Annotated in this window: 8 protein-coding genes; 5 read left to right on the forward strand and 3 right to left on the reverse strand. The window is 32.0% G+C overall.

All coding sequences use genetic code 11. The features are described 5' to 3' along the window. The first annotated feature begins 402 nt into the window (after positions 1–402). Both hemE and FWJ34_RS14530 read left to right on the forward strand, forming a co-directional pair. The gene (gene hemE, locus FWJ34_RS14525; RefSeq protein ID WP_308256049.1) at positions 403–1440 is read left to right on the forward strand and encodes a uroporphyrinogen decarboxylase; all 1038 of its coding nucleotides are present in this window, start codon (positions 403–405) and stop codon (positions 1438–1440) included. Positions 1441–1722: 282 nt separating this feature from the next. Then, positions 1723–3246: a serine/threonine-protein kinase gene (locus tag FWJ34_RS14530; protein ID WP_308256050.1), complete on the forward strand. Its 1524-nt coding sequence runs from the start codon at positions 1723–1725 to the stop codon at positions 3244–3246. A gap of 11 nt (positions 3247–3257) precedes the next feature. Here FWJ34_RS14530 and FWJ34_RS14535 read toward each other — a convergent pair whose 3' ends face one another. Next, on the reverse strand, positions 3258–3824 hold the full coding sequence (locus tag FWJ34_RS14535) for a DUF3172 domain-containing protein (protein WP_308256051.1): 567 nt from the start codon (positions 3822–3824) through the stop codon (positions 3258–3260). A 276-nt stretch (positions 3825–4100) separates the two neighbouring features. Here FWJ34_RS14535 and FWJ34_RS14540 point away from each other — a divergent pair, with 276 nt between their 5' ends. Both FWJ34_RS14540 and FWJ34_RS14545 read left to right on the forward strand, forming a co-directional pair. After that, the gene (locus tag FWJ34_RS14540; protein WP_308256052.1) at positions 4101–5936 is read left to right on the forward strand and encodes an EAL domain-containing protein; all 1836 of its coding nucleotides are present in this window, start codon (positions 4101–4103) and stop codon (positions 5934–5936) included. 84 nt (positions 5937–6020) lie between these two features. Further along, on the forward strand, positions 6021–7871 hold the full coding sequence (locus FWJ34_RS14545) for a bifunctional serine/threonine-protein kinase/formylglycine-generating enzyme family protein (protein WP_308256053.1): 1851 nt from the start codon (positions 6021–6023) through the stop codon (positions 7869–7871). 226 nt (positions 7872–8097) lie between these two features. On the opposite strand, the gene FWJ34_RS14550 is transcribed toward FWJ34_RS14545, so the two are convergent. Both FWJ34_RS14550 and FWJ34_RS14555 read right to left on the reverse strand, forming a co-directional pair. Beyond that, a complete protein-coding gene (locus FWJ34_RS14550) occupies positions 8098–8241 on the reverse strand; it encodes a type II toxin-antitoxin system HicA family toxin (RefSeq protein ID WP_308256054.1) in 144 nt (47 codons plus the stop codon). Continuing rightward, positions 8242–8448, reverse strand: coding sequence for a type II toxin-antitoxin system HicB family antitoxin (locus tag FWJ34_RS14555; RefSeq protein WP_308256055.1), 207 nt, complete (start codon positions 8446–8448; stop codon positions 8242–8244). Positions 8449–8891: 443 nt separating this feature from the next. Here FWJ34_RS14555 and FWJ34_RS14560 point away from each other — a divergent pair, with 443 nt between their 5' ends. Beyond that, positions 8892–10574, forward strand: coding sequence for a transglutaminase family protein (locus FWJ34_RS14560; protein WP_308256056.1), 1683 nt, complete (start codon positions 8892–8894; stop codon positions 10572–10574). Positions 10575–11075 lie beyond the last annotated feature (501 nt).

Raw genomic sequence — 11075 nt, forward strand, 5'->3', positions numbered from 1 at the left:
TTGGCAAGAGCGGATTTGTGAATAAAATTGATTTAAACTATCCAAATCTTATCTTAGTTTTTATTTTGCACTCGTGTATTAAAAAAAAAAGGGAAACACCTAATTATTTTTAACAAAAGCCTTAAACTGAGATCTTGCATCAGAACAAAAATACTTAACTTAATAGCCTAAAGTGAGGTAATCAATTTTATAGCTGTTAGTGTCAATTCTGAAACTGAAACTGAAACTGATTACTGATTACTCATTACTGATTACTCCCTCTCACAAGCCAATTTTCAACTAGGTGCAAGATATGAGTTAAACCCATTGCTAATTCTTCACACATCGTTACATTTTTTGGAGAGTTCATAGGTGTAGTGATAAGCTATGAAATGCACTTAAATTTATAAGATTAAAGATATAATGAGCGATTTGCCTTGTCTATTAAGGGTAGCCCGTGGTGAAATGTTAGAGCGTCCTCCGGTATGGATGATGCGTCAAGCCGGACGTTATATGAAAGTATATCGTGAATTAAGAGATAAATATCCCGGATTTCGTGAAAGATCAGAAAATGCCGATTTAGCTATTGAAATTTCCCTTCAGCCTTGGTACGCTTTTCAACCAGATGGGGTAATTATGTTCTCTGATATTTTAACACCCTTGCCCGGTATTGGTATTCCTTTTGATATTATTGAAAGTAAAGGTCCTATTATTGATCCCCCTATTCGTAGTTTAGAGCAAGTTGAAAAATTACACCCTTTAAATCCAGAAGAATCTTTACCTTTTATTAAAACTATTCTTAGTACTTTACGCCAAGAAGTTGGCAATAAATCTACTGTCTTAGGTTTTGTGGGTGCACCTTGGACTTTAGCCGCTTATGCTATTGAAGGTAAAAGCTCAAAAAATTATGCCGTCATTAAAAGTATGGCTTTTTCTGAGCCTGATATTCTACATCAATTTTTAGGTAAAGTTGCTGATGCGATCGCTGTTTATGTTCGTTATCAAATCGATTGTGGAGCTCAAGTTGTACAAATGTTTGACTCATGGGCAGGAGAATTAAGCCCTCAAGACTATGAAACCTTTGCTTTACCATATCAAAAAAGAGTTGTTGAACAAGTAAAAGCTACTCATCCCGATACCCCTTTAATTCTTTATATTAGCGGTAGTGCTGGTGTTTTAGAAAGAATGGGTCAATCTGGTGTTGATATTGTTAGTGTTGATTGGACTGTGGATATGGCTGAAGCTAGGCAAAGACTAGGACAACAAATGAAAGTACAAGGAAATATAGATCCAGGTGTTTTATTTGGTTCACCGGAGTTTATTAAACAAAGAATACATGATACTGTGAATAAAGCTGGTAACAATGGACACATTCTGAATCTTGGTCATGGTGTATTAGTAGGAACACCTGAAGAAAGTGTGAGAGTATTTTTTGAAACAGCAAAACAAATAAGATATTAAATTTGTTAATTAATGAGGAATTAGGAATTAGGAATTATCTATGTAATACTATTTACTAAATATAAAACTTCTGTAAATAAAGATATTCGTTAAAATTTTGCTAAAAAAAGTACTAATAAAATTGAACGCCCTTAATCTAATTCCTTGAATGGCGGAAGCAACTAATTTTGAACACGAAAAAACAATATACTTAATCTGATTGCCTAAAGTTAGGAGAGAAAAAATCCTCGTAATGTTAGAATGTAATAACTAAGATACTATAGCTACCTCCAAACTGAATCAATGTTTAAACCATTATCAGATCTAGTAAAATCTTTTGGTAAAGATTCCGATGATTTATTGGCAAATCGTTATCAATTAATTAGTCAAATTGGTAGAGGTGCAATGGGGCAAGTTTTTAAAGCGATGGATAAATCATCAGGGGATACCATTGTTGCTATCAAATTTTTATCTCAGGCGCTATTAGATGAGAAAATGCGTCATCGATTTGAAACGGAAGCGAAAATAAGTGCTTTATTAGGAGAACAAAGTAATCATATTGTTAAAGTAAAAGATTATGGTTTAGGGAATGATCAAGTACCCTTTTATGTGATGGAATATTTAGAAGGGGATGATTTAGATCATATGGTGAAAAAAAAAGCTATTTCTATTAATCGGTTTTTATATTTAACTCGTCAAATTTGTTTGGGTTTAGAATGTGCCCATAACGGTATTTTAGTAAATGGCGAATTAGCTCCCATTATTCATCGGGATATTAAACCTAGTAATATTTTTTTAGCTAAAAATACTGAAAAAGAACAAATTGTCAAAATTTTAGATTTCGGTATTGCCCAAATTCGTAATCCTAATCAAGGCACAACACAACAAAGTTTCATGGGTACTCCTGAATACTGTTCTCCTGAACAAATGGCAGAAGAAGAATTACACCCAACTTCGGATATTTATAGTTTGGGGGTGTTAATGTATCAAATGTTAACCCAAAAAACTCCTATTGTTCCTGAAAATCGTACTTTTCAATCATGGTATAAGGCACATCAAGAAAATATACCTCAACCTTTTCCTAGTTATATACAAATACCTCAAGACTTGGAAAATATCATCATGAGATGTTTGTCTAAATCTCCTGCCGATCGCCCTCAAAATATTGGTGAAATTCTTAGAATTATTACTCCTTTAGAAAGAGAATATAATAAAAAACATACTTCAGATAAAACCTCGGTATCTTCAACCATTAATGTTCAGAATAATCACAAAGTTCAATCTTTACAACAAATATATTTACAAAGTAATTGGCCTGAAGATAAACCCCAGAAAAAGATTGTTTTTCCCTGTTTAACAGACTCCCAAGAAGGGACATTTTCCAGTTTATGGACGATGTTAGACTCTGAGGATGTCAATACATTTCAACCAAAATCAACTCTTTGTTTTAATCATTTTATGTTTCAACTTGATCCCCATCCGATGATTTTATGGGTTAATTTACTTTATTCTCGTCAATATGAGCCTAAATGGTTGCCTTGTTATTTAGATTTAAAAACAGAAATTGGTTATCAAATTAGTCATAATCTAGTGGCTAAAAATTTATATTATATTATGCTATTTGAGATTAATAAACCAACAAAATATAAACAGTTATTAACTGTAAAAATCAATGAAGAAAAAATAAAACAATTAGATAAATTTATTATAAAAAGTTCTTCATGGCAAGGAAAAAGTCAACCTGAGTTAAGTAAAATAATTCTAAAAAAACAATTTGAATCAGTTAAAGCTACAATTTTATCTGCAATCTACAAATCACAACCTTGATAGTGGTAATCTTAAAAACTTTCCGTAGGTTGAGGATCAACAGCACCAGGTCGATTAAGAAATAAATTTCCAGCAGCATCATTCTGATAAATACATTCTATTTTCGGAGAACTTTCTAAAGTACCAGTGAATCCAAAAGTATTCATCCGATTTTTGCATTCTCTTACTTGACTATCCGTAACTAATTTTTGTTGTTCTAATATTGACCAATTATTTTTTCTTAACACACATCCCGGACGCATATTTGGTTGAGTTACATAAACATTAAAAGGATTCAGGGTAACAAATATCCGTAAATCAGAAACAATAGCACTAGCACCAAATTGTACACAAATTTCTGGATTAGGAGCACTTCGATCGATTACTTCACGAGATGCGACGTTATTGCCAGTAGTAACTTGTCCAGAACTTAAAGCGATACCAACGCCAATACCTAATATAAAAATACCTGCACAAATAGCGGCTAAAGTGTAGTTAATACTATTAAGTAGTGATGATGATTTTTCTCCTTTGCGAGTGGGAGGTTGAGAGTAGTTATCATAGGGGTAAGGATTTTTCGATCTGGAAGGACGCTTCATGCCTTTTTCTGTGCTATTTTTTTCCCAATTATAACTCAGATTTTATTTCAACTATCAAATAGACTTGTTGCAGAAGTTGCGGTAATGGACACTCTTGTAACGATGCTCTGATAAAATCTTCATTCCTCATTCCTCATTCCTAATGTTTCATTGTTAATAATCTTAATATTTATTTTATAATTGTGCATAACTCATATATACTCAAATATTAACAACTAGATCGATGTACTAAATTTTATTTTCCTTGTTGTTAATTAAGAAAAACTAATAATCATCATGATTACAGATAAGAATTTAACGGATTTTAATAAAAGTAACTCTGAGGGTAAAATACCTTTATCTCTTCCTAGCCCTCAAGAAAAATTCTCGGATTCTTGTATCGAAAATAGCCAAGAGCAAATTACTTTATTGGCTGCAGCTGTTCATAGCGCTCATGATTCTATTGTTATTACTACCACTGAATTAGATTATCCCGGCCCTGAAATTATTTTTGTCAATAAAGCCTTTACCAAAATGACTGGTTATTGTACCCATGATATTATAGGGAAAACTCCTCGTATTTTACAAGGACCGAATACTGATCGTAAAGTTTTTAAAGATTTAAAAGAAAAATTACGAAACGGACAAGTTTTTTTTGGAGAAGCGATTAACTATCGTCAAGATGGTACAGAGTTTTATAATCAATGGCATATTGAACCGATTAAGAATAGTGCTGGTGAAATAACCCATTATTTAGCGATACAAAGAGATGTTACCGATAAAATTAATGATCAAAAAAGATTAGTTTATGACGCTTTTCATGACTCTTTAACGGGGCTTCATAATCGTGCTTGGTTTTTACAAACGTTACAAGCTAGTTTAGTTAAAGCGAATCAGTATCAAGATTATATTTTTGCTTTATTATTTTTAGATTTAGATGGTTTTAAATTAATTAATGATACCCTTGGGCATTCTATCGGAGATATTTTTTTACAAGAAGTAGCACATAGAATTAAAAATGCAATTCGTCCTCAAGATAAATTAGCTCGTTTAGGAGGAGATGAATTTACTATTATTATTGAAGATGTTAAAGATTTAGGAATTATTTCTCAAATTACTAATGATATTCAAACTGCTTTACAACAACCGCTAATTTTAGGATCTCAAGAAGTATTTACTTCTGCAAGTTTAGGTATAACAATGAGTACCATGGGCTATGAAACGGGAGAAGAAATGTTAAGAGATGCTGATTTAGCTATGTATCGAGCCAAGTCTTTAGGTAAATCTAGATCAGCTATTTTTAATAAAACTATGCACAAAGTAGCTGTAACAAGGCTAAATTTAGAAAATGATTTGCGTAAGGCTTTAGAAAAAGAACAACTCGAATTGTATTATCAACCAATTATATTTGTAGCTAATCAAAGTATTGTCGGTTTTGAGTCTTTATTACGTTGGCATCATCCTGAAGAAGGTTTTATCTCTCCAGCAAGATTTATTCCTTTAGCCGAAGAAACTGGATTAATTGTAGAAATTGGTGAATGGGTATTACGTCAGGCTTGTACTCAATGTCGTCTATGGCAAGGATTAATTCCTAATCATAACTTATTTATGAATATTAATCTTTCTCCTCGTCAATTGAAACAATCTAATTTTGTTCATGACGTAGAGCAAATTTTACAGAAGACTAAATGCGATCGCCACTTAATTAAATTAGAAATTACAGAAAGTGCAATTTTAGAAACCGATAATAAAGCCGACATCATGCTAAATGAATTAAAAGAGTTAGGAGTAAAACTTTGTATTGATGATTTTGGCACAGGTTATTCTTCTCTGAGTCGTTTATATAAATTTCCCATTGATGTGTTAAAAATTGATGCTTGTTTTATTCGGGCTATTGGCAAAGAAGAAAGAAAGGAAAAAATACTAGAAATCATTGTCACCTTAGCCCATAATTTGGATATGGAAGTTGTAGCAGAAGGAGTAGAAACGGAAGTTCAATTTTTGAAAGTCAAACAACATCAATGTGAATATATACAAGGTTATTTATTTGGTAAGCCTGTAAGTAGTCAAGAGATAGAAAAATCTATTGAAACAAAATATTTGACAACTACCAACACCCATCCAGCTTATTAACTTCAGAGTTGATATTTTTTTACTATTAATTGCTCCTAAATTCTATTATGATTGAATCAGTGATCAAACAAGTTTTTAGTATAAATGAGTAATTGGAAAAAGGGAAAACAACTTAATAATGGTGAGTATGTAATAGAGTCTATTTTACCCAGAAGTGGTACTGGATTTTATTATCGAGCCAAAGATACCAAAAACTCTCAATTAGTTACCATTAAAGCTATTGATATATTTTGGCGAGAGCAAGAAAATGGAGAAGTATTAGCACAAAAATTAATTCAACAAGCACAACAAATAGCAAATAACTGTCAAAATCCAAATCTTATTAATCTTTACCCTCAAGTATTCCTAGAAGGGAAAAAATTTTATATGGTAATGGATTATCTCGAAGGAATAGATTTAGCAACTCATGTTGATCACAAAGGTAAATTTGAACCAGAGGAAGCCTTAAAATTAATTATGAAAATAGGTTCAGCTATTAACGTTTTACATCAAAATAAATCCATTCATCAAGAGATTAAACCACAAAATATTATCCTTGATCAAAATAGCCAAGAGCCAATTTTAAGCGATTATGGATCAGCAATTAAACTCTTTGCCTTAGCACCGAGAAAAAATCAAAATACCATGACAGATTCCTTTTCTTCTCCCGAACAATTACAAAAAAATGGTAAGATTCGACCTTGTACAGATATTTATTCTTTAGCCGCTACTCTTTATGTGTTAGTTACGGCTCAATTACCAACTTCTGCTAAATTTAGGGAGTATAAAGATTTAATTCCTCCTCAACAGTTAAATCCGGCTATTAGTGATAATTTTAACCAAGCTATTCTTAAGGGTATGGAATTAAACTCCGAAAAACGCCCCCAATATTTACGAGATTTTTTTCAACTATTCAAAGAAAATTCCGTAACAATAAACAACAATACAGCCCAACAAAAAAAAATTAGCAAAGAAAAATTATCAGCAATATTATCTCAAGTAGTCACAAATGAAGAAACTATTGTTCAAAATATTTCCCCTATAACTGCACCTCCTACCATTATCAAGCCAAAAACAAATTATCCTAATATAGAAGAATTTACTTTTGAAACAGTAACTATTGAACAAGAAAAAAAATTATTTGGCTTAATGTCGAGTATCAAAAAAAATCTCATCACCAAAACAGGACAATTTTTTATCGAATATATTGGAGAAGGAGTTAACCTTGATATGATACTCATTCCGTCTGGATCATTTATGATGGGATCAAATAGTAATGAAAATGGTAGAGATAAAGACGAAAATCCCCAACATTTAGTAAAACTCAATTCATTTTATATGAGTAAATATCCCATTACTCAACTACAATGGCGCACAGTATCATCATTTTCAAAAATTAGTCGCCCCATCAAAAATAACCCTTCTTTTTATAAAGGAGATAATTTACCCGTAGAAAAAGTGTCATGGTTAGATGCCCAAGAATTTTGTAAACGTTTGAGTAAATATACTGGAAGAAATTATCGACTGCCAACGGAATCAGAATGGGAATATGCTTGTCGTGGCAACACAAATACTCCTTTCTTTTTTGGAGAAACCATAACTCCAGATTTTGCTAACTATAACAATACACAAAATAACGAAAACAAAAAAAATGCTAGTAAATTAGACAAAAAAACTACTCCTGTCGATAACTTTTATCCCAATCCTTTTGGCTTATATGATTTTCATGGTAATGTTTGGGAATGGTGTGAAGATAATTACGCTACCAACTACATTCATAAACCCAAAAATGGTTCAGCTTTTTATGCTTCGGCACTAAATCAACACAGAGTAGTGAGAGGAGGCTCTTGGTCTCTATCATCAGAATATTGTCGTAGTGCAAAAAGAGGAAATTACGCCCCAGACTCTAATTATAATTTTATTGGCTTTAGAGTAGTCTGTGTTATGGATAGTTAAATTTTCAGGGTTCAGGTATAGAGAATTAGTAATGAATAATGAATAATAGATATTGAATAATCAATAATAAAGATAAAGTGTTAAATTGTTCACTATATTGAGAATTAATTAACAAATTAAACAGAAGAGAGGGCATAAAAAAAGAGATACTTATAACAATCTGATAAAATCATCGAGAGATATTTGCTTTGTTCATTAAATCTCTTAATAATCCAGGTGCTAAAACTCACTTTTTAGGAATAGATAAAGTGTAAATTGAACCATCTTTCGTCATAATCATGTGACTACCTTTTTGTCGTGATAATTTCCACCCTAATTTTTTGAATATTTTAACAGCATCATCTCCTGAAATTTGCGGTATTTTCCCCATTTAGGCACAAACCTCTAACTCAAAATAATCAATAGTCAAAGGTAATCCTTTTTCTTGCCTTACTTCTAAACAAAGTGAGATCGCCTCTTGTATATTAGATATAGCTTCTTCTTTTGTTTTCCCTTGACTCAAACATCCTGGAATAATCGGGCATTCGACAACATACCATCCATCTTCATCCTGATACATCGTAATGGGATATTTCATATAAATAATTTTATTTAGTTTTGACTTGAAATTTTCCGTTAAATCCATTATACAGAGAATAATTATGTAATTTTGATTTTGACCCAGTATATATCAGGCAAAAATAAATTGAGCGATGCTTAAAAATCCATGATAAAATAAGCACATGACTCGTAAACAGTAATGTGGGCAGTCAAAAAAACAAAATGAAACAAGAATCTTTCGTTACAATTTTTGATTTAACGAGGGAGTGCCAATGTCTGCTAGTACTTAAGATATGATTAATTAGTTTATGTGTAATTTTCGATTAGAATTCGGAAAAAAATAATTTTTATTGTTTCCACATTAAGGATTTATCCCTAATTTTTCTAATTATTACAAGTATATTTAATATTGATAAATATACATAAATTTTGATTAATTAATCCCCCATTATTGTTGCACTCAAGCAATTAATTTGAGCCATGAATTTTAATTCTCATACCGAAAGTCAATTTTACTCTACAATTCGCCCCATAATTGCTACTTCCCTTGATGGAATTGCTTTTACGAATCAATCTTTATTTCCGGTAGATTCTCGTAATGGATATTTATTCCAAATAAATCCCCGTAATAGTATCACAAAAATAGTTAATAGCTCTTATTGGCAAGATTTTATTGGAGTAAAAGGGTTATGCTTTGCTGAAAATAAGCTCTGGTTTACCTGTCGAGAGCGCATTTATACTTGTGGTATTGAATTTAAAAACAACCAATTAGAAATAGTCTCCCCTCCTCAATTTTTATTCTCTATTTCTTATCCTGCTAATGGCATCGCCCTTTACGAGAATACCGTTTATATTACCTGTGAAAAAACAGGACAAATTTTAGTTTATTCCAATACTGGTGATACAGTCACAAAATTTTATGCCCCTGGTATTGGTGCAGAAAATATTACTATCAAAGGGGAGGAAATTTGGTTATGTGATTATCTCGAACAGAGTGTCTATTGTTTAGATAGAGCAACTGGTAAAATTAAGTATAGTCTATTAACGCCTTTTGAATATCCCACGGCTCTGGCATTTTATCATGATCAAGAAAATGATAAAGATCTTTTATATATAGCTTATACTGATCAAGAGCCTTATATTCGGGATAATCCTAACGCTGAACCTAATCACGAATTATTATACCGTGATCGTACTTTTATTCATCCTCTATATTTTAAATATGATCAAGAAAATAAATATACTTTGTCTAATGGCTTTTTGTTAGAAATGACTTATGTAGAGGAAATTTCACCTTTAGATGCTGTAGAATTTAAAGATTTAGAATGGCGTATTGCTTTACCTACCGAAAGTGATAGACAGAAAATCAGAAGCCTTGAACCAGTGGGATTAGAATATATTGAAGAGGATTATCATGGGCAAAAAGTAGCCTTATTTAAGTTTTCTGACTTTAACTCTGATAAGCGTTTTGTTTTTGGTTGGAGAGCAATTTTAGAGGTATGGAGTATCAAATATCAAATTAAACCTCGTGATTGTGAAAGTTTACCCCCTTTATCTCCTGAGTATCAAAGTAAATATTTGATTGATGATGATAACTTAGCGATGAATACTGATATAATTCTAACGGGGGCAGAAGAAGCTAGAGGCACAGAAACGAATCTTTTAAGAAAAATGTATAGTATTCGTAACTATGTTTATGATCACCTTACCTATGGCATTAAACCTCATATTGATACACCAGATCTAGTTTTAAAAAGAGGAGTTGGTTCTTGTGGAGAATATTTAGGATTATTATTAGCTTTATCAAGGTTAAATGGTATTGCTAGTCGTACCGTCGGGAGGTATAAATGTCCATTAAAAGTATTAAATTTTGGTGTGCCTTTAGTGCCTGATTTTAATCATGTCTGGATGGAGTTTTATTTACCGACTATTGGTTGGTTGCCAATGGAATCAAATCCCGATGATTTAGATACTGGTGGACCTTATCCGACTCGATTTTTTATGGGATTGTCATGGTATCATGTAGAAATGGCGAAAGATGTACCTTTTGAAACCCTTATGAGTGAAGGTAATCCTGTTAATAAAGAAAAAGTTTCTATTGGTCAATTAGCTATTAATCATGTTTCTTTTACTATACTTCAAGAATTGACCATTGAGAATTGAGCTTTTAACTGTAAATGACTAAAGTAAGTTAGTTTGCATTTAAGTCGTCTGGTGATGGAAGGGAAAAGGGAAAAGGAAAGAGTTAAAAGTTAAAACTTTAGATTATTTTTTAGAATTAATAGAAAATGTAAGTTAAATGCGTCTTAGCTTATCAAAAGTTAATATTTTGTAAGAACAGATAACAAAAAGCCTAAAATTGTGTTAAGAGAATGAAAAAACTTAGCACAACTTTTTTATAGGCAAAAAATAATATGTCTCGTCAGCAGAAGCATTAAAAGCTTCACCCTAGGGCAGGGCATCGCCCCACCTATAAACTTAAGGATAATAGCCCTAAAGGGCTTAGGCGGTTTCCAAAAAAGAATTTACCATTCTCCTTTATAATTCCCCCTTTGTTAAGCAAGGATTTTTCAAAGTCGGTATCAAAACGCATTTGTTTTGGAAGGGGGGGTTAGGGCAGGGCGGTTTCATTATGGTAAAGTGATTTGGAATAAATATCCCAGT

Source organism: Geminocystis sp. GBBB08, from assembly GCF_016743215.1.
In the GTDB taxonomy this organism is placed as follows: Bacteria; Cyanobacteriota; Cyanobacteriia; order Cyanobacteriales; family Cyanobacteriaceae; genus Geminocystis.